The sequence below is a fragment of the Aromatoleum evansii genome (genome assembly GCF_012910805.1).
Taxonomy (GTDB): domain Bacteria; phylum Pseudomonadota; class Gammaproteobacteria; order Burkholderiales; family Rhodocyclaceae; genus Aromatoleum; species Aromatoleum evansii.
The window spans coordinates 1-19,548 of sequence record NZ_WTVK01000003.1 but is presented as its reverse complement, the minus strand read 5'-3'; the positions used below and the strand labels follow the sequence as shown (position 1 = coordinate 19,548).

The following is a 19,548-nucleotide window of genomic DNA, read 5'->3' as shown; positions in this document are numbered from 1 at the left end:
ATGCCCGCCACGGGCGCTGCGCAGATGGGCCGCTGCCGGTAAAATGGGCGGCTTATGAAAATCCTCTCGATCGAGACCTCGTGCGAGCACGCGAGCGTCGCCCTGTTGTTCGACGGCGAGACCGTGGAACGAAGCCTGGAAGGGCATTCGAATCATTCCGAACGCCTGCTGCCCACCCTGAAGATCCTGCTGTCGGAGGCCGGCATTGCGCTGGGTTCGCTCGATGCGGTGGCGTTCGGCGCCGGACCGGGGGCCTTTACGGGTTTGCGCCTCGCATGCGGCGTGGCGCAGGGGCTGGCGATGGGGGCGGACCTCGGGGTCGCGCCGGTATGCAGCCTCGAAGCGCTGGCGCTGCAGGGGGCGGGGAATGAAATCTACGTCGCCACCGATGCGCGCATGGGTGAGGTGTATTCGGCGGCATGTCGGATTGTCGACGGACTCCCGGTCATGCTTGCGCCGCCGACGTGCTGTCCGCCCGAGATGCTGGCCTTGCCAGCCGGGGGGCGGTGGGCCGGAGTCGGATCGGCCTTCGCGGCGTACGGCGACCGTATCCCGCGCGAACTGCTGGAACGACTGGCCCCACTGCAGGGGGATGCGGTACCGCGCGCGGCGGATGTTGCGCGGCTGGCGGTGCGCATGGTGGAAGGCGGGGCGCTGGTCGCGGCCGAGGTCGCTGCGCCGCTGTATGTGCGGGACAAGGTTGCGCTGACGACCGCCGAGCGCCTTGCGCGCGGAGGGCGGGCGTGACCGCGGGATTCGCTTTCGTGCCCATGACGGACGAGGATCTGCCGTGGGTGGTCGAGAACGAGCGCGAGCTGCATGCGTTTCCGTGGAGTGAAGGCAATTTCGCGGATTCCCTGCGCGCCGGCTACAACTGCTGGGTGATGCACAACGGCGGAGGTCCCGTTGCCTATGCGGTGCTGCTGACGGTGATCGATGAGGCGCATCTGCTCAACATCAGCGTGACGCGTGGGGCGCAGCGCGGCGGGATCGGCGGGAAATTGCTCGACTACCTGTTTGCGGTGGCGCAGCAGGGCGGGGCGACGCAGTTCTTTCTCGAGGTGCGCCCTTCCAATACGGCTGCACTTGCGTTGTACGAGGGGCGCGGTTTCGTCGCGGTGGGGCGACGCAAGGGGTATTACCCGGCGCCCGGAGGCGGGCGCGAGGATGCGATCGTGATGAGGCGCGAACTGTGAGGCACGTGCGGCGTGATGCCGTGCTCCGCGAGATGGGCCTCGCGCCCGTCTGGCGCTTGCGTGCAGGGGGCGCGGAAGAGCGCGCGGACGACGGCGTGGCACAAGCCGTCGAGGCCTTGCCGGAGCCGGTCGCAAGCGCTCCGGACCTCGGCAGCGCGGCGTCGCCCCGGTCCGCACCGCCGCAATCGGCGGCACTGTCGCCGGCACCTTCGTCGGTACATGAGGTGCGTCCTGCAAGGGTGGTGCTTCCCGTCCGCGATCCGGTTCCGCGCCCGACGGCGACCGCTGCGGCATCGTCATCGGCACGACGCGAGGAGGTCGATCCTGCCCGGGCCGGTCGCATCGCGCGGATGGATTGGGACGAGCTCGAGGCCGACATTCGCGCCTGCGGGGCGTGCCGCCTGTGCGAGAAGCGCAGGCAGGCCGTTCCGGGTGTGGGCGATCGCGGGGCGGAGTGGATGTTCGTCGGCGAGGGGCCAGGTTCGGAGGAGGACCAGCGCGGCGAACCCTTCGTCGGTGCCGCGGGCAAACTGCTCGATGCGATGCTGGCGGCGATCGGACTGAAGCGCGGCGAAAACGTGTATATCGCGAATGCGGTGAAATGCCGGCCGCCGCACAACCGCACCCCGCAGGCCGACGAGATCGCGACCTGCCATCCTTATCTCGCGCGCCAGATCGAGCTGGTGCGGCCGCGCGTGCTGGTTGCGCTGGGCCGTCCCGCGGCGCTGGCGCTGCTGGATGCCGAGATCAGCATCGGCGCGTCGCGTGGCCGGGTGTTCCGGCGCGGCGATACGCCCGTGGTCGTGACCTACCATCCCGCGTACCTGTTGCGGAACCAGGCCGACAAGGCGAAGGCGTGGGAGGACTTGTGCTTTGCGCGCGGCCTGGTCCAGGAGCTCGCCGGGCAGCCCTGACGGGCGCCGGACGGGCCGCGTGGGCGGCCCGTGTGCCGATCAGTGCTTGTGGTCTTCGAGCAGCGCGACCGAATCGACTTCGCGCTGGTTGAGCTTGTGACGGCGCAGCACGAGGTACATCGTCCCGGCCACGAACAGGCCGAACATCACGATGACCACGGTGATCGACAGACCCGACATGATCAGCAGGGCGTACAGGCCGGTCATGATCAGGATGGAGAGGTTCTCGTTGAAGTTCTGCACGGCGATGGAATGGCCGGCACCCATGAGGATGTGGCCGCGATGCTGGAGCAGGGCGTTCATCGGCACGACGAAGAAGCCCGCCAGGCAGCCGACGACGACCATCAGGATCATGGCCAGCGTGGGCTGGGTGACGACGACCATGACCATCACTACCAGGCCCATGGCGATGCCCAGGGGGATGACCTGGACGGAGCGGCGCAGGCTGATCATGCGCGCGGCCAGGACGGAGCCGAGCGCGATGCCGACGGCGACGACGCCCTGCATCATCGACGCCTTGGAGAGGTCGAAGCCGAGGTTGTGCTCGGCCCACTTGATCACGATGAACTGCAGCGTGGCGCCGGCGCCCCAGAAGAGGGTGGTGACGGCGAGGGAGATCTGGCCGAGTTTGTCGCGCCACAGCAGCTTCATGCAGTGCACGAAATCGTGGACGAGGTAGACCGGGTTGTTCTTGAGCGGCTTGTGGTCGACGCCGGTGTCGGGGATGCGCAGGTTGAACGCGGCTGCGGCAAGGTAGAGCAATCCGACGATGGCGATGGTCGACTGGAGGGCGTTGCCGCTGACCATCGGCAGGCCGAGATTGGCGATCCAGTTGCCGACGTCGGGACGGATCAGCACGCCGCCGATGACCGTGCCGAGGATGATGGCGCCGACGGTGAGGCCTTCGATCCAGCCGTTGGCGACGACGAGCAGGCGGTGGGGCAGGTATTCGGTGAGGATGCCGTACTTGGCCGGGGAGTAGGATGCAGCACCGAGCCCGATGACGGCGTAGGCGAAGAGCGGATGCGCGCCGAGGAGCAGCATGAGGCAGCCGCCGATCTTGATGGTGTTGCTGATGAACATCACCCGCCACTTGGGCATCGAGTCGGCAAAGGCGCCGACGAAGGCGGCGAGCGCGACGTAGGAGACGGTGAAGAACAGCTTCAGCAGCGGTTCGTACGTTGCCGGGGCGGACATCTCGCGCAGCAGCGCGATGGCGATGATCAGCAGCGCATTGTCGGCCAGCGCAGAGAAGAACTGCGCCGCCATGATGATGTAGAAGCCGAGCGGCATCGGGTGGGAGACGGCCGTCTGAAGGTGAAGCGCGGTTTATATCACGACATGTGTCTGTTTGTTGTGATTTGGCTCATTGCCACGATTCGTGCGGAGATGTCAGGTGATTGTCAGACATACCACGTAGCGCATGAGCTGTGCTTTAATGCAGTGCATAAACGAGACTTATGGAGTTGCCGTGGCTGATCGCAGACTTCAGGTATTCAGCGCCGTGGCCAAGTACGGTTCCTTCACCCGGGCCGCGGAACATCTTTTCATGACCCAGCCGGCCGTGACCTTCCAGATCAAGCAGCTGGAGGAGCATTTCAACACGCGCCTGCTCGAGCGCGGGCACGGGCGCGTGAGCCTGACGCCGGCCGGGGAGGTGGTGCTCGCCTACGCGGACCGGATCCTGGATCTGTCGGACGAGCTCGAGTCGAGGGTGTCGGAACTGACCGACGAGCTCGGCGGGGCGCTCAACATCGGGACCAGCACGACGATCGCGGCGTACTGGCTGCCGCAGCTGCTGGAAGGCTTCAAGCGCAAGTATCCGCGCGTGGTGCCGCGCGTGGTGGTCGGGAACTCGCAGCTGACCGAGGATCGCGTCGCGTCGCGCGAGCTCGACCTCGGGCTGATCGAGATCGTTTCGGAACAGCCGGCGATCGAGCGCATGACGGCGACGCGCGATGAACTGTTCGTGATCTGCTCCCCGAAGGATGCGCTGGCGAAGCACAAGAGCCTCAGCGCCAAGGTGCTGAAGGATCATCCGTTGATCACGCGCGATCCTGGCAACGCGATCCGCGTGCTGGCGGAGGATTTCTTTGCCGCCGCGGGCATCGGCATCGACGAGCTGACGATCTGCGCGGAGCTGGGAAGCCTTGCGACGGTAAAGCATCTGGCGGCCGAGGGCATGGGGTTCGCGATCGCGTCGCGCGCGGCGATCCAGCGCGACATCCGCGAGGGGCGCCTGATCGGGATTCCGCTGGAGCCGCGGCAATACACGCCGCTCGAGGTGATCGTGCCGCGCGACAAGTTCCGTTCCCGACTGATCACGACCTTCGCGGAATATGCAGTCGCGGAGTTCAAACGCATGGCGGCCGATGACGTGAGCGCGTGATGGCGAAGGCGAAGACGAGCTTCGTCTGCAGCGAGTGCGGGGGGCAGGCGCCGCGCTGGCAGGGCCAGTGTCCGCAGTGCAAGGGCTGGAACACGCTGGTCGAGACAGTGATCGAGGCGACGGCGCCGGGCAGCAGCCGGTTCGCGGCCTTGGCCGGCACGACGGGCAGGCTGCAGTCGCTCGCGGAGCTCGAGCCGCGCGAGGAGCCGCGCACGCCGACGGGGATCGAGGAATTCGACCGCGTGCTCGGCGGCGGCCTGGTTTCCGGTGGCGTGGTGCTGATCGGCGGCGATCCCGGCATCGGCAAGTCGACGCTGCTGCTGCAGGCGCTGTCGGCGCTCGCGACGCAGCAGGCGGCGATCTATGTGAGCGGCGAGGAGTCGGGCGAGCAGGTGGCGCTGCGGGCGCAGCGCCTGCAGCTCGATCCGGCGGGGCTGAAGCTGCTGCCGGAGATCAACCTCGAGCGCATCCTCGCGACGCTGAAGGAGTCGAAGCCGCGCATCGCGGTGATCGACTCGATCCAGACGGTGTATTCGGAGGCGCTGCAGTCGGCGCCCGGCTCGGTGGCGCAGGTGCGCGAGTGTGCGGCGCAGCTCACGCGCTTCGCGAAGCAGAGCGGCACGAGCCTGATCATGGTCGGCCACGTGACCAAGGACGGCACGCTCGCGGGGCCGCGCGTGCTGGAGCACATCGTCGATACGGTGCTGTACTTCGAGGGGGATACGCATTCGAGCTTCCGCCTCGTGCGCGCGTTCAAGAACCGCTTTGGCGCGGTGAACGAGCTGGGCGTGTTCGCGATGACGGAGCGCGGCCTGCGCGGCGTGAGCAATCCGTCGGCGATCTTCCTGTCGCAGCACAGCCAGCAGGTGGCGGGCAGCTGCGTGCTGGTGACGCAGGAGGGCACGCGGCCGCTGCTGGTGGAGATCCAGGCGCTGGTGGACGGCGCGCACAGCCCGAATCCGCGCCGCCTGTCGGTGGGACTCGAGCAGAACCGGCTGGCGATGCTGCTCGCGGTGCTGCATCGCCATGCGGGCGTGGTGTGCTTCGACCAGGACGTGTTCGTGAATGCCGTGGGCGGCGTGAAGATCGCCGAACCGGCGGCGGACCTCGCGGTGCTGCTGGCAATCGTGTCGTCCTTGCGCAGCCGGGCGCTGCCGCGCGAGCTGGTGGTGTTCGGCGAGGTGGGCCTGGCGGGCGAGATCCGGCCTGCGCCGCGCGGGCAGGAGCGCCTGAAGGAGGCGGCGAAACTCGGCTTCACGGTCGCAATCATCCCGAAGGCCAATGCGCCCAAACAGGCGATCGCCGGCATGCGGGTGATTGCGGTGGACCGGATCGAGGAAGCGATCGAACAGGCGCGCGAGATCGAAGCCTGAGGTCTTTCGGCAGGCGCGGTGGAGCTTCAAGGCGATCGCACGAGTCCGGGCAGGGCGCGATGAAATCCCGCCACATCGGGCGCAGACATCGCCCCGCGGCGAGCCTCATCGCGACCGCGGGATTTCGTCCCCCCTGCGTCCCCGTGCGGGATGAGGCAGATCTGACGGGTGTACATCGTATTTTTCTTATACTAAGCTAGTAAGCAATTACTTACTAGCAAGGTGTCGCGATGGACTCCCCGCGCATCCGGCGCTCGACGGAACTCAGGCGAGCCGAGATCGTTAAGGCCGTGCTCGAGCTGGCGGCCGAAAGCAGCCCTGCGGACGTCACCACCGTACGCATTGCGGCCGCCATGCAGCTGACGCAAGGGGCGGTTTTCCGCCATTTCCCGACCAAGGAAGCGATCTGGCTGGCGGTGGCTGACTGGATCGAAGAGAACCTGCTGGGAGCGGTCGAGGAGGCATCGCTTTCTAGCAGCGAGCCGATAGAGCAGCTCCGTGCGATGTTTCGCGCGCATATCGGTTTTGCCGTTGCTCACCCCGGCGCGCCGCGCCTGATCTTCCACGAACTGCAGCAGCCGGGCGACAGCGCGGTGAAGCGGCGCATCCGGGCGCTGCTCGGCAGTTACCGGGGCACCTTGTTGCAGGTCCTGAAATGCGCGAGGGAGGGGGAAGTCGTCGGGCGTGAGCTCAATGTGGAGCACGCCGCGACTCTGTTCGTCGGTGCGATCCAGGGACTGGTGATGCAATCGATGCTCGCCGGAGGGATGCGCGGGGTGGAAGAGTCGGCGGATGGGGTGTTCGAGGTCTATCTGTCGGGGATCGCGGGGAGGCGGGCATGAGGCGGCCGATGGTGCGAATGGTGGTGCTGTCCATCCTCGGGCTCGGCCTGCTGGCAGGTTTCATCCTGTTGATGGTTCGGAGCGGACCGTTCGCGCCAGTGCGGGTGACGATGGCGACGGTCGAGCGCGGGGCGTTCGAGAACGCAGTGTTCGGCGTCGGCACGGTCGAGGCGGAGAGGAGTTACGCGATCGGGCCGACGGTTCCGGGGCGCGTGCTCGCGGTGCACGCGGACGTGGGGAGCGAGGTGCGGGCGGGACAGTTGCTCGCGGAGATGGACCCGGTTGAACTGGACGCGCGTCTTTCGGCGTCGCGGGCGGCGTCGGCACGCGCCGTTCATGCCCTGGATGCGGCGCAGGCGCAGGTGCGCGATGCCGAAGTGCGGCAGGCGCTCGCGGGGCGGAACGCGCGACGCTATGCGTCGCTCGGCGAGCAGGCCTTCTTCAGCGATGCGGCGGTGGAGGCGAAGCGGCAGGAGGCGGATTCCGCTGGCGCCCAGTTGCAGGCTGCGCGGGCGCAGCTCGACGCGGCGCGAATGGATGTGGCGCGGCTGGAGGCCGAGCGGGTGGCGGTGGAGCGGCAACGGGCGAATGTGCGCCTTGTGGCGCCGGTGGCGGGGGTGGTGACGGCGCGCGATGCGGAGCCGGGAACGACGCTGGTGGCCGGGCAGACGGTGCTGCGCATGGTCGATCCCGCGAGCGTGCGCGTGCGGACGCGGATCGACCAGGGGCGCGCCGGCGGCGTGCGTGCCGGGCAGGCGGCTGCGATCGTGCTGCGTTCGCGGCCCGGGGTGAGCTTGCCGGGCCGGGTTTCTCGTGTCGAACTCAATGGCGACGCGGTGACGGAGGAGCGCATCGTGCAGGTCGTGTTCGATGAGACGCTGCAGGATTTCGCCTTCGGGGAGCTGGCCGAGGTGACGATCGCGACGACCCGCGGCGCGGAGGTGCTCGCGGTGCCCGGGGTGGCAGTGCATGATCGCGGCGGACGGCGCGGCGTATGGACCGTTGCGGATGGGGCAGCGGCGTTCGTGCCGGTGCGCACGGGGGAAACCGCGCTCGACGGGCGGGTCGCGGTGCTCGACGGACTGCAGGCGGGCGACCGCGTCGTCGTCCATAGCGAGCGCGAACTGGAGGCGGGTGACCGGGTGAGTCCGACCGAATCGCTGGTTCCGGTGCAGCGATGATCAGCCTTGCGGGACGCGACATTCTTCACCACTGGGCGAAGTACGTCTTCACCGGCGTCGGGCTGGGCCTGCTGATTGGCGTGACGCTGTCGATGGCGGGGATCTATCGCGGCATGGTCGATGACGCACAGGTGCTCATGCGCGGCAGCGGCGCGGATATCTGGGTGGTGCAGCAGGAGACCTTGGGGCCCTATGCGGAGCCGTCGAACCTGCGCGACGATGTGTACCGCGCGATCGTGGGAATGCCGGGTGTGGCCGAGGCGTCGAACGTGACCTACCTGACGATGCAGATCCGGCAGGGTGAGCGCGACGTGCGCGTGATGGCGGTGGGCTTCGAACCGGGGCACCCTGGCGAGCCGCCCTTCCTTGTGGCCGGCCGTCGCATCGTGCGCAGCCATTACGAGGTGGTTGCGGATGTGCGCACGGGCTTCCGACTCGGCGAGCGGGTGCGGATCCGGCGGCACGAGTATGAGGTCGTGGGGCTCACGCGGCGCATGGTGTCGTCGAGCGGGGATCCGATGGTGTTCCTGTCGCTCAAGGATGCCCAGGAGGCACAGTTCCTCAAGGACAACGATGCGATCGTGAACGAGCGCGCGCGCACTGCGGCGAATCCGGCGCTGAACCGTCCGGGCGTGCCGGGACTGCTCGATGCGATCCTGGCGACGCAGGCGGCCAGCCGCAGCGTGAATGCGGTGCTGGTCAGGGTCGCCGACGGCCATGATCCGGAGCGGGTGGCCGATGACATCCGCCGTTGGAAGCATTTGGAGGCGTACACGCGCGCGCAGATGGAGGAGATCCTCGTCGCGAAGCTGATCGAGACCTCGGCCCGGCAGATCGCGACCTTCCTGGTGATCCTCGCGATCGTGAGTGCGGCGATCGTGTCCTTCATCATCTACACGATGACGCTAGGCAAGGTGCGCGAGCTGGCGGTGCTGAAGCTGATCGGCACACGCAACCGCACGATCGCGGCGATGATCCTGCAGCAGTCGCTCGGGCTCGGGCTGATCGGATTCGTGATGGGCAAGACGGTGGCGACGCTGTGGGCGCCGTATTTCCCGAAGTACGTGCTGTTGCTGCCGGGGGACGCGGTGCGCGGGCTGCTGGCGACCATGGTGGTGTGCGCGGTCGCAAGCCTGCTGGCGATCCGGGTCGCGCTGAAAGTCGATCCCGCGACGGCGATCGGGGGCTAGGATGAAACAGCCCCCACGCTCGCTACGCTCGCTGCCCCCCGAGGGGGCGTGTCAGTACCTTGAGACGGCTCGGCGGTACTGACATGGACATGCCGGCGATCGAAGTCAGGGGCTTGAGCAAGCGTTACGGCGAGGGGGATGCCGCGGTCGATGCGCTGAAGGGCGTCGACATGAGGATCGCGCCCGGCGAGGTGGTCGGTCTGATCGGGCCGAGCGGTTCGGGCAAGAGCACGCTGCTGAAGTGCCTCGGGGCGGTGATCGAGCCGACGGCGGGATACATGGCGTTGGGCGGGCGGACGGCGTTCGACGGCGGCTGGAAGATTCGCGACCTGCGCAGCCTGCGGCGCGACAACATCGGTTTCGTGTTCCAGGCACCGTATCTGATTCCCTTCCTGGACGTGACCGACAACGTCGCGCTGTTGCCGATGCTGGCCGGCAAGTCGAACCGCGAGGCACGTCGGCAGGCCGTCGAGCTGCTCGAGGCGCTCGACGTCGGGCATCGCGCGAAGGCGGCGCCGTCGGAACTCTCGGGCGGCGAGCAGCAACGCGTGGCGATCGCGCGGGCGCTGGTGAACCGGCCGCCGGTCGTGCTCGCCGACGAACCCACCGCGCCGCTCGACAGCGAGCGTGCGCTGAACGTGGTGCGCATCCTCAACCGGATGGCGGAGCAGTATCGCACCGCGATCATCGTCGTGACGCACGACGAGAAGATCATCCCGACCTTCCGCCGCCTGTATCGCATCCGCGACGGACGAACCTACGAAGAGGCGGGCGAGGGGCGTGGGGTTTGACAAGGCGGCAATCGAATGCCTCCGTTCGGGCTCAACCCTTTGACTTCGCACAGGACAGGCTCGGGGCGAAGGGGGTGATCCATTCGGTTGCCGCGTTGATCATGGCGGGTCATTCCCCACGTCCGCCGTGCCAGATCGACAGGAGCAGCGCCACTCCGCCCGCCACGGCCCCGGCGAAGCCCAGCAGCCCCAGCGTATCCAGCGCGGCGAAACCGGGATCGCCCACCACGGTCATGACGATGGCCGAGCCGATGATCAGCGCCGCGGTGACGATCCCGATCGTCATGCGCGTGGCCGCACGGTCGACTTGATCCCCGAGGCGTTTGAGCGAAACGATGTCGACCTGCACCTGGAGTTTGCCGCGCCGGGCCGAACGCAGGAGCTGGCTGAGGTCGCGCGGCAGGCCGGTGACGAGATCCATGGCCTGGGCCAGTGTGCGCCAGCCGCGTTTGGCCACCGCGGCAGGGGCGTGGTGGGCGAGCAGCACGCGCCGCAGGAAGGGGGCGGCTTCGGCGCCCATGTCGAAGTCCGGATCAAGCTGGCGCCCCATGCCTTCCAGCGTGATGAAGGCCTTGATCAGCAGGGACAGGTCCGAGGGCAGGGCAATTCCATGCTCGCGCAGGATCATCACGAGGTCGGACAGCATCGCGCCGAGGTCGAGTTGCTTGAGGGGGATGCCCTTGTACTGGTCGACGAAGGTGTCGATCTCATGGCGCAGGCGTTCCGGCTCCGTTTCCGGCGCTTCGGCGTCGCGCCATTCGAGCAGGACGTCGGCCACGGTGGCGGCGTCGTTCGAGACGAGGCCGTTGAGCAGCATCGCGAGCTCGTAGCGGCGCGTCTCCGAAAGCCGCCCGACCATGCCGAAATCGATGAAGGCGATGCGGTTGCCGTGCAGGTAGAACACGTTGCCGGGGTGGGGGTCGGCGTGGAAGAAACCGTCCTCCAGCATCATCTTCAGCACCGCGGATGCGCCGCGTCGGGCGAGGAGCTTGCGTTCCAGCCCGGCGGCATCGACGGCGGCCAGGTCGCGGCCGGGGATGCCGTCGACGTAGTCCTGAACATTCAGGCGCTCGCCGCACCACTGCCAGTGCACCCGCGGGATGACGATCTCCGGGTGGCCGATGAAACTCGCCGCGACGCGTTCGGCGTAGCGACACTCGGCGGCGAAGTCGATCTCGCGGCGCAGCGACAGCGTGAACTCGCGCACGACCTGGCAGGGACGGTAGCGGCGCAGGTCGGGCGCTTCGGCCTCGATGATCTCGGCGAGGCGGGCGAGCAGCCGCAGGTCGGCCTCGATGGTCGGGCGAATGCCGGGCCGGCGCACCTTGAGGATCACCGGACGGCCGTCATGCAGTCGGGCGCGGTAGACCTGCGCGAGGGAGGCGGCAGCGAGCGGCTCGGTGTCGAGTTCGGCGAAGGCGCTTTCGGGCGATTCACCTAGATCCTCGGTGAGCTGCGCTCGCACCTGGTCGAAGGGAACGGCCGGGGCGGCATCCTGCAGACGGCCGAATTCGGTAATCCAGTCCGGGGAAAACAGGTCGACGCGGGTGGCGAGAATCTGGCCGAGCTTGATGAAGGTCGGGCCGAGCTCTTCAAAGGCCCGGCGCACGCGTGCTGGGGGTTCGAGGCGCGCCAGTTCCTCGGGCTCGGTCCAGTGCAGCGCCTTGCCGGCGCGCTCGAGCGTGTCGGCAAGGCCTATGCGGCGTACGAGATCGCCGAAGCCGTAGCGTATGAGGACGGCGGCGATGTCGTGGGCGCGTGTCAGCTCACGCGCGGCGCCGAGCGCTTTCCATAGCATCAGCCTTGCGGATCGCCCGGTCCGCCCTTGTCGTTGTCGGAACCGGCCGGGTGCAGCCGGTCGGCGATGCCCCTGAGCATCCCCGAGGCGAGTGCGGCGAGCAGTCCCGCCTCGTTGCGCAGCGTCTGGACGCCGCTTTGCAGCTGCTCGCGCGTGAGTTCCGCGACGGCGCGCGTGAGGTCGGCTCCCGCGTTCGCGACTCGGCCGCCGACCGCGGTACCGCTGTTGCGCGCGTGCTCGGCGAGTTCGTGCAGTGTGGAGCGCGCGAGCCCGGTTGCGCCGCGTCCCGCGTCGGCCAGGGTGCGCAAAAAGTTCGACTCCATCGCCCCCAGCTGGTCGAGTGTGCCGCGGATTTCCTGGCGCGAATACTCGCTGCCGCGTCCGACGGCCTCCTTCACGGCGAGCAGTGTCGCCTGGGCGGCGGCCGCGAGGGCCTCGTCCAGCCCGCGCACCGCTTCGCGGATGGCGTCGGTGCGTTCGCGGTCGGGGCGCTCGATGCCTTGCTGCGCGCCCCTGAGCACGGCATCGGTGACCTGTTTGAGCGCGTCGGTGTCCAGCTTGCCGTGCGACAGTGCCCCGAGCGTGATCGTGCGCACGCGTTCGGCGACCTTGGCCGGATCGCCGTCGATCGCGGCACCCACGTCGCGTTCGATGTTTTCGAAGTCCTGGTTCATGACTTTCCCCCGTTCGTGCGGCGTCCGGCGGGGCGCCGATGCTGTTGCAACATATCTGAAGTATGGCCTCCGGAAAGGTGGATGGCGATGGAATTTTTGACGTTATCCAGTCTGCAAGGGCCTGTTGCCGATCGTGCCCCGGGGTCTTCGTGGCTTACCATTGCGCACTTGACCGCTATGACCGTCCTTGTGCTCCCTGCCATGTCCGATTCCGCCTCGCCCGTCTTCTCGGGCCTCGAGCCCGCGCCCGTGTGGGCGCATTTCTCCACGCTGTGTCGTATCCCGCGCGCGTCCAAGGCGGAGGGTGCGCTGCGTGACGTGCTGCGCGATCGCGCTGTGTCGCACGGACTGGAGGCGTCGGTCGATCCGGCGGGCAACCTGCTGATCCGCAAGCCAGCGAGCCCTGGCTGCGAAGGGGCGCCGGGCGTCGTGCTGCAGGCGCATCTGGACATGGTGTGCCAGAAGACGGCCGATTCGGCGCACGACTTCTCGCGCGACCCCATCCGCGTGCTTCGGGACGGCGACTGGCTCACCGCCGCGGAGACGACGCTCGGTGCCGACAACGGCATCGGCGTGGCGCTGATCCTCGCGGTGCTGGAGGATGATTCGCTCGTGCATGGGCCGCTCGAGGCCTTGCTGACGGTGGATGAGGAAGCCGGAATGGGCGGTGCGCAAGGGCTCGACGCCGATGTGTTGCACGGGCGGCTGATGTTGAACCTGGATACGGAGGAATGGGGCGAGTTCTACATCGGCTGTGCGGGGGGGCTGGACGTGAATGTTCGCCGTTCGGGGCGGGCAGAGCAGCCGCCGGTCGGGACGGAGCAGTGGCAGGTCGAGCTTCACGGCCTGCGCGGCGGGCATTCGGGCGTGGACATCCATGAGGAGCGGGGCAACGCGATCAAGCTGCTGGTGCGCGTGCTGCGCGATCTGGAGCGCCGATTCGACCTGCGCCTCGGTGCGCTCGAAGGCGGTTCGGCGCGCAATGCGCTGCCGCGCGATGCGCATGCGCGGGTGGCGCTGCGGCACGGCTGCGGCGATGAGTTGAGGCGTGTCCTCGCGGAGTGGCAGGCGCGGCTGCGCGAGGAATTGCAGGGCGTGGACGAGGGTGTGAGTTTGCGGGCGGTGCCTGTCACGGCAGTCGAACCGGTGATGTCGGCGGCGGAGCAGGCGGTGTGGCTTGCGTCATTGCATGCGGCGCCGCATGGGGTGCGTCGCCGCAGTCCGAGCGTGGCGGGCGTCGTCGAGACGTCGAACAACCTCGGCATCGTCGCGCTGGGGCCGGATGGCGGTTCGTGCAGCTTCATGGTGCGCTCATTGTTGGATGGAGCGGCTATTGCGCTCGGCGACGAGATCGTCAGCCTCTTCGGACTGTCGGGAACTGCGGCCGAGGCATCGGGGCACTATCCGGGCTGGGCGCCGAAGGCCGATTCGCCGCTGCTCGCGCTGTGCCGCGACGTGTATCGGCGCGAGCACGGGGTCGAGTCGCGTGTGCAGGTGATCCATGCTGGGCTCGAATGCGGACTCATCGCGGCGAAGTGCCCCGACATGCAGATTGTCTCCTTCGGCCCCACCATACGGGGCGCCCATGCGCCGGGCGAGCGTGTCGAGATTGCTTCGGTAGGCCGTGTGTGGCACCTGCTGGGCGCGATCCTCGCGGCGATTGCCGGACGGCGTGCGGAGGCAGCGTGAGTCCGGAGCATCTCGAAGCGCTGGTGAGCACGGAGATGCCTTTCGGCAAGTACAAGGGGCGGCTGATTGCCGATCTGCCGGGGCATTACCTGAACTGGTTCGCGCGCGAAGGCTTCCCGCCGGGCAAGCTGGGACAACTGCTCGCGTTGATGCACGAGCTGGATCACAACGGCCTGTCCGGATTGCTGGCGCCGCTGCGGAAATGATCGCGGTGCTGTCGAATTCGAAAGCAAGGACCGGAGTGCGTCCGGGGACACGCGTGCCTACAGTGGGGGTCACCGGATTCTGACGAGGTGATGAAGATGTCCAAGCAAATCGAGGCGCGTGCCGCCGCGACGGCGGCCGATCCGCGCTGGGCGGCAGTGCTGGCGCGCGACGCGACGGCCGACGGGGCGTTCTGCTACGCGGTGCGGACTACCGGCGTTTACTGCCGGCCGTCGTGCGCGGCACGCACGCCGCGGCCGGAGAACGTGGAGTTCTTCGCGACGGGCGAGGACGCGCTCCGCGCGGGATATCGCGCGTGCCTGCGTTGCGTGCCGGACGGGCCTTCGCTCGCGCAGCAGCATGCCGAGACCGTTGCCGCCTTGTGCCGGCAGATCGAGCAGGCGGAGACGCCGCCGACGCTGGAGGAACTAGCAGGACTCGCGAACATGAGCGCCTTCCATCTGCACCGCGTCTTCAAGGCGGTCACCGGGACAACACCCCGCGCCTATGCGAAGGCCTGCCAGGCGGAAAGGATGCGGGCGAAGCTCGACGGCGGGGCATCGGTGACCGATGCGCTCTACGCGGCGGGCTACGGTTCGAGCGGGCGCTTCTATGAAGACTCCGGGCGGACGCTGGGCATGACGGCGAGCAGCTACCGCGCCGGCGGCGCGCGGCAGCGGATCCGTTTCGCGGTCGGGCAGTGCTCGTTGGGGGCAATCCTCGTCGCGAGCACCGTGCGCGGCGTCTGCGCGATCCTCATCGGCGACGATCCCGATACGCTCGTGCGCGACCTGCAGGACCGTTTCCCGCGCGCCGAGTTGATTGGCGGCGATGCGGATTACGAACGCATCGTGGCAACGGTGATCGGTTTCGTCGAGGCGCCGAAGCTGGGACTGGACCTGCCGCTGGACGTGCGCGGCACCGCTTTCCAGATGCGCGTGTGGCAGGCGCTGCAGGAGATCCCGGCGGGTGAGACCGCGAGCTACACGGAGATCGCGCGGCGCATCGGCGCGCCCGCGGCGGTGCGTGCGGTCGCCGGCGCATGCGCGGCCAATCCGCTCGCAGTGGCGATTCCCTGCCATCGTGTGGTGCGCAGCGACGGCGGCTTGTCCGGTTATCGGTGGGGCGTCGAGCGCAAGCGCCTCCTGCTCGCGCGTGAAGCGGGGCAATGACGCGACAGGCCGCCGTCGCGCTCGCGCTCCCTGCCGGCTTCTGTCCCGGGGATATCCTCGCGTTCCATCGGCGCGACACACAGGAGCTGGCCGAACGTGTCACCGGCGATTCGCTGTGCAAGGGCCTGCTGTGGGACGGGATCCCCGCCTGCCTGAATGTGCGTTTTGCCGACAGGATGGCGAGCGCGGACATCGTGCTCGACGCGGAGCCGGCGTGCGATATCGAGCCCCGCTTCACGACGATGGTGCGGCGCATGCTGGGGCTGGAACAGACGGTCGAGGCATTCGAGGCCCGCTTCCGCGACGATCCGGCCATCGGCTCCCTGATCTCGGCGCAGAAGGGACTGCGCGTGCCGGTCACGACAACGCCTTTCGAGGCGCTGAGCTGGGCGGTGACCGGCCAGCAGATCAGCGTCGCGGCCGCCGTGTCGCTGCGGCGACGGCTGATCGCCGCCGCCGGGATCCGCCACACGTCGGGGATGCTGTGCTATCCGGACGCGGCACGGCTTGCGCTTTTTGCGGAGGACGACCTGCGCGCCGCCGGCTTTTCGACCGCGAAGGCGCGCACGCTGCTGGCGCTCGCGCGTCGGGTTGCGGGAGGGGAGCTGCCCCTCGACGGGTGGGCGGAAACGGCGTCCGTCGAGAAGATTCGTTCCAGCCTGCTCGCGGTGCGCGGCGTCGGCCCGTGGACCGTCGATTACGTGCTGTTGCGCGGTTTTGGCTGGCTCGATGGGTCCTTGCACGGGGATGTCGCGGTGCGTCGGGGGATCCAGGCGCTGCTGGGAACGGAGGGCAGGGTGGGCGAAGCCGAGGCGAAGGAGTGGCTCGCCCGCTATGCGCCGTGGCGAGCGCTGGTGGCGGCACACCTGTGGGCGGGGAAGGCTGTCGCGTATTGACGGGCGTGTGCCGGTGGATCTATTTGTAGCAATGGACAGCAGGGAACGCGGAGTCCATGCGCCTCTGATCCATGTCCCTTCTCGCCGTGGCGGCGCCCCGCGGTTTACCATGCATGAATCGCCGTCTGCCGGCTGGTTCGATTACGCTGACATGATCTCGTATCTCAACACGATGGACCTCGCGATGCGCGAGCGCGACAGGGAGGGAGCCCGCGGCCGATGACGGAACCGGCATTCATCCACATCGAAGGCCCGCAGGTGCGCCTGCGGGGCGACTGGACGATTGCGAACTACGCCGCCCTCGCGGCCGACATCGCACGCCTGCGCCCCCGGGTCGCCGATGATGCCGACGTCGATCTCGGCGCCGTCGGCGCACTCGACACTGCCGGTGTCAGCCTATTGCACGACCTGCTGGGCAAGGATCGGCTCGCGGCGCTGGCCGATGGTGGAAGCCCGCTGCCGCCCGAACGCCGTGCCCTGCTCCAGGCCGTGGTCGGCGTGATCGACGCCGCCGCGCCCGTGCCCCGCGCCGCGGGCTACGCCTTCGGCGACATCATGGAGCGCGCGGGCATCGGCATGCTTGCGTTCTGGCGCCACGTTATCGACATTGCCGGATTCATCGGCATCACGCTGGAGACCTCGTTCCATGTGATGCTGCGCCCGCGGCGCTGGCGCATCACCTCGCTCGCGGCTAACCTCGAACGCACCGGCCTCGACGCCGTGCCCATCGTCGCGCTGCTGACCTTCCTTGTCGGCGCGGTGGTCGCCTTCCTCGGCGCCACGGTGCTGGCCGGTTTTGGCGCGAGCATCTTCACCGTCGACCTCGTCGCGTTCTCCTTCCTGCGCGAGTTCGGGCCGATGCTCACCGCGATCATCGTCGCCGGCCGCACGGCGAGCGCCTTCACCGCACAGATCGGCTCGATGCGCGCGAACGAGGAGATCGACGCGATCCGCGTCGGAGGATTGAGCCCTGTCGAGCTGCTCGTCGTGCCGCGCGTCGCCGCGCTGTTGCTGGCCCTGCCGATGCTGAGCTTCATCGCGATGATCTCGGGCATCGTCGGCGGCATGCTGGTGTGCGCGATGACGCTCGAGATCTCGCCGACGATGTTCCTGTCCGTGCTGGAAAGCCACGTCGGGCTGCGGCACTTCATCGTCGGCATCGCCAAGGCGCCGATCTTCGCCTTCCTGATCGCGGTCATCGGCTGCCTGGAAGGCTTCAGGGTGGAGGGTAGCGCGCAGTCCGTCGGCGAGCACACGACCTCGGCCGTCGTGCAGTCCATCTTCATCGTGATCGTCGTCGATGCGGTGGCGGCGCTCTTCTGCATGGAGATGGGCTGGTGACCAACATCATCGAAGTGCGCGGCGTGCGCAACCAGTTCGGTCGCCAGGTGGTGCACGATGGCCTGGACCTCGACGTGCGGCGCGGCGAGATCCTGAGCGTGGTGGGCGGCTCGGGTACCGGCAAGTCCGTCCTGCTGCGCACTATCGTCGGGCTCAACCGCCCTGCCGCCGGCAGCGTCAGCGTGTTCGGCGAGGATCTGCTCGGCCTGCCCGTGCTGCGGCGTGCCGCCGTCGAGCGGCGCTTCGGCGTGCTGTTCCAGAAGGGGGCACTGTTCTCGTCGTTGACCGTCGCGGAGAATGTCGCCCTGCCGCTGATCGAGCATGCCGGGCTCAATGCCGCGGACGCCGGCCGGCTCGCCGCGCTGAAGATCGCGCTCGCGGGTCTGCCCGCCAACGCGGGCGAGAAGTATCCGGCAGACCTCTCCGGCGGGATGATCAAGCGCGCGGCCCTTGCGCGCGCACTTGCGCTCGACCCCGACATCCTGTTTCTCGATGAGCCGACCGCAGGGCTGGACCCGATCGGTGCGGCCGCGTTCGACGCCCTCATCCTGACCCTGCGCGACGCGCTCGGCCTCACGGTCTTCATGGTCACGCACGATCTCGACACCATCTACACCATCACGGACCGCGTCGCCGTGCTCGCGCAGAAACGTGTGCTCGTGAATGAACGTCTCGATGTCGTCGCGGACTTCGATGATGAGTGGATACGGGAATACTTCCACGGTCCGCGCGGACGCGCCGCGGCGCAGGCCGTTTCTCCGGCGCATGGCGTGCCGCACAAACCTTCCCATGGAGGGCAGACCTGAATGGAAACACGCGCCCATCACATATTGATCGGCTTCTTCACCCTGCTGGTGGTCGGTGCGGCGCTGATGTTCGCGCTGTGGCTCGGCAAGGCCGACAGCGACAAGCAGTTCCGCACTTACGACGTGGTATTCCAGGAAGCGGTCACCGGCCTCTCCAAGGGCAGCACGGTCGAGTTCAACGGCATCAAGATCGGCGACGTGTCCAGCCTGCGGCTCGATCCGAAGGATCCGCGCCGCGTGTTTGCGCGCGTGCGTGTCGATGCGGAGGCCCCGGTGCGCAGCGACACCCGTGCGCGCCTGGTTCCTGCGGGGATCACCGGCATCTCGATCATCCGCCTGAGCAGCGGCGACGATCCGGCGAGCAAGCCGCTGGAGGGCGAGGCCGGCCAGGTGCCGGAGATCGTCGCCACGCCGTCGCCGCTCAGCAAGCTGCTTGCCGACGGCGAGGACGCCATGCTCAACGCCAACCAGGTGCTGCTGCAGGCGCGTGAGCTCTTTTCCGCACAGAACGTGGAGAGCGTCGGCCGCATGCTGCAAAGCCTGGAGCAGGCTACCGGGGCGATCGCCGCCCAGCGTGAGGACCTCGGCCGCGCACTGAAGGAGCTGGCCGGGGCGAGCGAGCAGGCGAACGCGACGCTGGCCGAAGCGTCGAAGCTCGCCAAGGCAACCAACCGGCTCGTCGACGAACGCGGCGTGCAGACCTTGCAGAGCGCTCAGAATGCGATGGCCGCCTTCGAGCGCGCGATGCAGAACGTCGACGCGCTGCTCGCCGAAAACCGCGCGCAGCTCGCCACCGGGGTACGGGGCGCGGCGGAACTGGGGCCCGCCCTCACAGAACTGCAGGACACCCTCGTGTCGGTGCGGACGATCGCCCGGCAGCTCGAAAACCGCCCCACGGACTACCTGCTGGGCAATGAAACGATGAAGGAGTTCAAGCCATGACCACCGATTGCCGGAGCGCCCGACGCGGCGGGGTCGGGCTGCGCTGTGCGGCAGGGCTGGCCGCAACACTTCTCCTCGGCGCGTGTTCCGTGCTGCCGACGGCCGAGCCCGTCGACACCTACCTCCTTCCCGCCGCCCCCGAGCCTGCCG

At 68.3% G+C, this 19,548-nt stretch carries 19 protein-coding genes; 16 read left to right on the top strand and 3 right to left on the bottom strand.

The window, feature by feature from the left end; all coding sequences use genetic code 11:
• Nucleotides 1–54: 54 nt before the first annotated feature.
• The 3 genes from tsaB to GO615_RS01965 are packed head-to-tail and all read left to right on the top strand — an operon-like array spanning nucleotide 55 to nucleotide 2,110.
• Nucleotides 55–747 (top strand): tRNA (adenosine(37)-N6)-threonylcarbamoyltransferase complex dimerization subunit type 1 TsaB, encoded by a 693-nt coding sequence (tsaB, locus tag GO615_RS01975; RefSeq protein WP_169125369.1) that lies wholly within the window; start codon nucleotides 55–57, stop codon nucleotides 745–747.
• 23 nt (nucleotides 748–770) lie between these two features.
• On the top strand, nucleotides 771–1,196 hold the full coding sequence (rimI, locus tag GO615_RS01970; RefSeq protein WP_169125492.1) for a ribosomal protein S18-alanine N-acetyltransferase: 426 nt from the start codon (nucleotides 771–773) through the stop codon (nucleotides 1,194–1,196).
• A gap of 32 nt (nucleotides 1,197–1,228) precedes the next feature.
• Nucleotides 1,229–2,110, top strand: a complete 882-nt coding sequence (locus GO615_RS01965; protein ID WP_169125491.1) for a uracil-DNA glycosylase — start codon at nucleotides 1,229–1,231, stop codon at nucleotides 2,108–2,110.
• A 39-nt stretch (nucleotides 2,111–2,149) separates the two neighbouring features.
• Here the strand turns inward: GO615_RS01965 and lplT are convergent, their stop codons facing one another.
• Nucleotides 2,150–3,403, bottom strand: a complete 1,254-nt coding sequence (lplT, locus tag GO615_RS01960; RefSeq protein ID WP_169125368.1) for a lysophospholipid transporter LplT — start codon at nucleotides 3,401–3,403, stop codon at nucleotides 2,150–2,152.
• A gap of 178 nt (nucleotides 3,404–3,581) precedes the next feature.
• Here lplT and GO615_RS01955 point away from each other — a divergent pair, with 178 nt between their 5' ends.
• From GO615_RS01955 to GO615_RS01930, 6 genes are all read left to right on the top strand, one after another.
• Complete coding sequence (locus GO615_RS01955; RefSeq protein WP_339380076.1) at nucleotides 3,582–4,499, top strand: LysR substrate-binding domain-containing protein; 918 nt, start codon at nucleotides 3,582–3,584, stop codon at nucleotides 4,497–4,499.
• Nucleotides 4,499–5,872 carry a DNA repair protein RadA gene (gene radA / locus GO615_RS01950; RefSeq protein ID WP_169125366.1) on the top strand — a complete coding sequence of 458 codons (1,374 nt, stop codon included), beginning with the start codon at nucleotides 4,499–4,501 and terminating at the stop codon, nucleotides 5,870–5,872. The genes GO615_RS01955 and radA overlap by 1 nt, the downstream gene beginning before the upstream one ends.
• 230 nt (nucleotides 5,873–6,102) lie before the next feature.
• Nucleotides 6,103–6,714, top strand: a complete 612-nt coding sequence (locus GO615_RS01945; RefSeq protein WP_169125365.1) for a TetR/AcrR family transcriptional regulator — start codon at nucleotides 6,103–6,105, stop codon at nucleotides 6,712–6,714.
• Nucleotides 6,711–7,895 carry an efflux RND transporter periplasmic adaptor subunit gene (locus tag GO615_RS01940; RefSeq protein WP_169125364.1) on the top strand — a complete coding sequence of 395 codons (1,185 nt, stop codon included), beginning with the start codon at nucleotides 6,711–6,713 and terminating at the stop codon, nucleotides 7,893–7,895. The genes GO615_RS01945 and GO615_RS01940 overlap by 4 nt, the downstream gene beginning before the upstream one ends.
• Complete coding sequence (locus tag GO615_RS01935; RefSeq protein WP_169125363.1) at nucleotides 7,892–9,085, top strand: ABC transporter permease; 1,194 nt, start codon at nucleotides 7,892–7,894, stop codon at nucleotides 9,083–9,085. Before GO615_RS01940 ends, GO615_RS01935 begins: the two co-directional genes overlap by 4 nt.
• Nucleotides 9,086–9,168: 83 nt before the next feature.
• Complete coding sequence (locus GO615_RS01930) at nucleotides 9,169–9,876, top strand: ABC transporter ATP-binding protein (RefSeq protein WP_169125362.1); 708 nt, start codon at nucleotides 9,169–9,171, stop codon at nucleotides 9,874–9,876.
• 109 nt (nucleotides 9,877–9,985) lie between these two features.
• Here GO615_RS01930 and GO615_RS01925 read toward each other — a convergent pair whose 3' ends face one another.
• Together GO615_RS01925 and GO615_RS01920 are read right to left on the bottom strand one after the other, a co-directional pair.
• Nucleotides 9,986–11,674, bottom strand: coding sequence for an ABC1 kinase family protein (locus tag GO615_RS01925; protein ID WP_169125361.1), 1,689 nt, complete (start codon nucleotides 11,672–11,674; stop codon nucleotides 9,986–9,988).
• On the bottom strand, nucleotides 11,674–12,348 hold the full coding sequence (locus GO615_RS01920) for a DUF6781 family protein (protein WP_169125360.1): 675 nt from the start codon (nucleotides 12,346–12,348) through the stop codon (nucleotides 11,674–11,676). Before GO615_RS01920 ends, GO615_RS01925 begins: the two co-directional genes overlap by 1 nt.
• Before the next feature lie 201 nt (nucleotides 12,349–12,549).
• On the opposite strand from GO615_RS01920, the gene GO615_RS01915 reads away from it, so the two are divergent.
• From GO615_RS01915 to GO615_RS01885, 7 genes are all read left to right on the top strand, one after another.
• Nucleotides 12,550–14,037 carry an aminoacyl-histidine dipeptidase gene (locus tag GO615_RS01915; protein WP_169125359.1) on the top strand — a complete coding sequence of 496 codons (1,488 nt, stop codon included), beginning with the start codon at nucleotides 12,550–12,552 and terminating at the stop codon, nucleotides 14,035–14,037.
• Nucleotides 14,034–14,243 (top strand): putative quorum-sensing-regulated virulence factor, encoded by a 210-nt coding sequence (locus GO615_RS01910; protein ID WP_169125358.1) that lies wholly within the window; start codon nucleotides 14,034–14,036, stop codon nucleotides 14,241–14,243. Before GO615_RS01915 ends, GO615_RS01910 begins: the two co-directional genes overlap by 4 nt.
• A gap of 96 nt (nucleotides 14,244–14,339) precedes the next feature.
• Nucleotides 14,340–15,413, top strand: coding sequence for a bifunctional DNA-binding transcriptional regulator/O6-methylguanine-DNA methyltransferase Ada (gene ada / locus GO615_RS01905; RefSeq protein WP_169125357.1), 1,074 nt, complete (start codon nucleotides 14,340–14,342; stop codon nucleotides 15,411–15,413).
• Nucleotides 15,410–16,309 (top strand): DNA-3-methyladenine glycosylase family protein, encoded by a 900-nt coding sequence (locus GO615_RS01900; RefSeq protein ID WP_169125356.1) that lies wholly within the window; start codon nucleotides 15,410–15,412, stop codon nucleotides 16,307–16,309. The genes ada and GO615_RS01900 overlap by 4 nt, the downstream gene beginning before the upstream one ends.
• Nucleotides 16,310–16,528: 219 nt before the next feature.
• A complete protein-coding gene (locus GO615_RS01895; protein WP_169125355.1) occupies nucleotides 16,529–17,650 on the top strand; it encodes an ABC transporter permease in 1,122 nt (373 codons plus the stop codon).
• Nucleotides 17,647–18,456 carry an ABC transporter ATP-binding protein gene (locus GO615_RS01890; RefSeq protein WP_339380074.1) on the top strand — a complete coding sequence of 270 codons (810 nt, stop codon included), beginning with the start codon at nucleotides 17,647–17,649 and terminating at the stop codon, nucleotides 18,454–18,456. Before GO615_RS01895 ends, GO615_RS01890 begins: the two co-directional genes overlap by 4 nt.
• On the top strand, nucleotides 18,457–19,398 hold the full coding sequence (locus GO615_RS01885) for an MlaD family protein (protein ID WP_169125354.1): 942 nt from the start codon (nucleotides 18,457–18,459) through the stop codon (nucleotides 19,396–19,398).
• Nucleotides 19,399–19,548 lie beyond the last annotated feature (150 nt).

What these genes read in the sequence shown, in the direction of transcription:
- GO615_RS01930 (WP_169125362.1), top strand. Translation starts at nt 9,169, where the DNA reads ATGGACATGCCGGCGATCGAAGTCAGGGGCTTGAGCAAGCGTTACGGC.
- GO615_RS01940 (WP_169125364.1), top strand. Translation starts at nt 6,711, where the DNA reads ATGAGGCGGCCGATGGTGCGAATGGTGGTGCTGTCCATCCTCGGGCTC.
- GO615_RS01885 (WP_169125354.1), top strand. Translation starts at nt 18,457, where the DNA reads ATGGAAACACGCGCCCATCACATATTGATCGGCTTCTTCACCCTGCTG.
- GO615_RS01965 (WP_169125491.1), top strand. Translation starts at nt 1,229, where the DNA reads ATGGGCCTCGCGCCCGTCTGGCGCTTGCGTGCAGGGGGCGCGGAAGAG.
- GO615_RS01935 (WP_169125363.1), top strand. Translation starts at nt 7,892, where the DNA reads ATGATCAGCCTTGCGGGACGCGACATTCTTCACCACTGGGCGAAGTAC.
- GO615_RS01920 (WP_169125360.1), bottom strand. Translation starts at nt 12,348, where the DNA reads ATGAACCAGGACTTCGAAAACATCGAACGCGACGTGGGTGCCGCGATC.
- GO615_RS01915 (WP_169125359.1), top strand. Translation starts at nt 12,550, where the DNA reads ATGTCCGATTCCGCCTCGCCCGTCTTCTCGGGCCTCGAGCCCGCGCCC.
- GO615_RS01895 (WP_169125355.1), top strand. Translation starts at nt 16,529, where the DNA reads ATGACGGAACCGGCATTCATCCACATCGAAGGCCCGCAGGTGCGCCTG.
- lplT (WP_169125368.1), bottom strand. Translation starts at nt 3,403, where the DNA reads ATGCCGCTCGGCTTCTACATCATCATGGCGGCGCAGTTCTTCTCTGCG.
- rimI (WP_169125492.1), top strand. Translation starts at nt 771, where the DNA reads ATGACGGACGAGGATCTGCCGTGGGTGGTCGAGAACGAGCGCGAGCTG.
- GO615_RS01900 (WP_169125356.1), top strand. Translation starts at nt 15,410, where the DNA reads ATGACGCGACAGGCCGCCGTCGCGCTCGCGCTCCCTGCCGGCTTCTGT.
- tsaB (WP_169125369.1), top strand. Translation starts at nt 55, where the DNA reads ATGAAAATCCTCTCGATCGAGACCTCGTGCGAGCACGCGAGCGTCGCC.
- GO615_RS01945 (WP_169125365.1), top strand. Translation starts at nt 6,103, where the DNA reads ATGGACTCCCCGCGCATCCGGCGCTCGACGGAACTCAGGCGAGCCGAG.
- ada (WP_169125357.1), top strand. Translation starts at nt 14,340, where the DNA reads ATGTCCAAGCAAATCGAGGCGCGTGCCGCCGCGACGGCGGCCGATCCG.
- radA (WP_169125366.1), top strand. Translation starts at nt 4,499, where the DNA reads ATGGCGAAGGCGAAGACGAGCTTCGTCTGCAGCGAGTGCGGGGGGCAG.
- GO615_RS01925 (WP_169125361.1), bottom strand. Translation starts at nt 11,674, where the DNA reads ATGCTATGGAAAGCGCTCGGCGCCGCGCGTGAGCTGACACGCGCCCAC.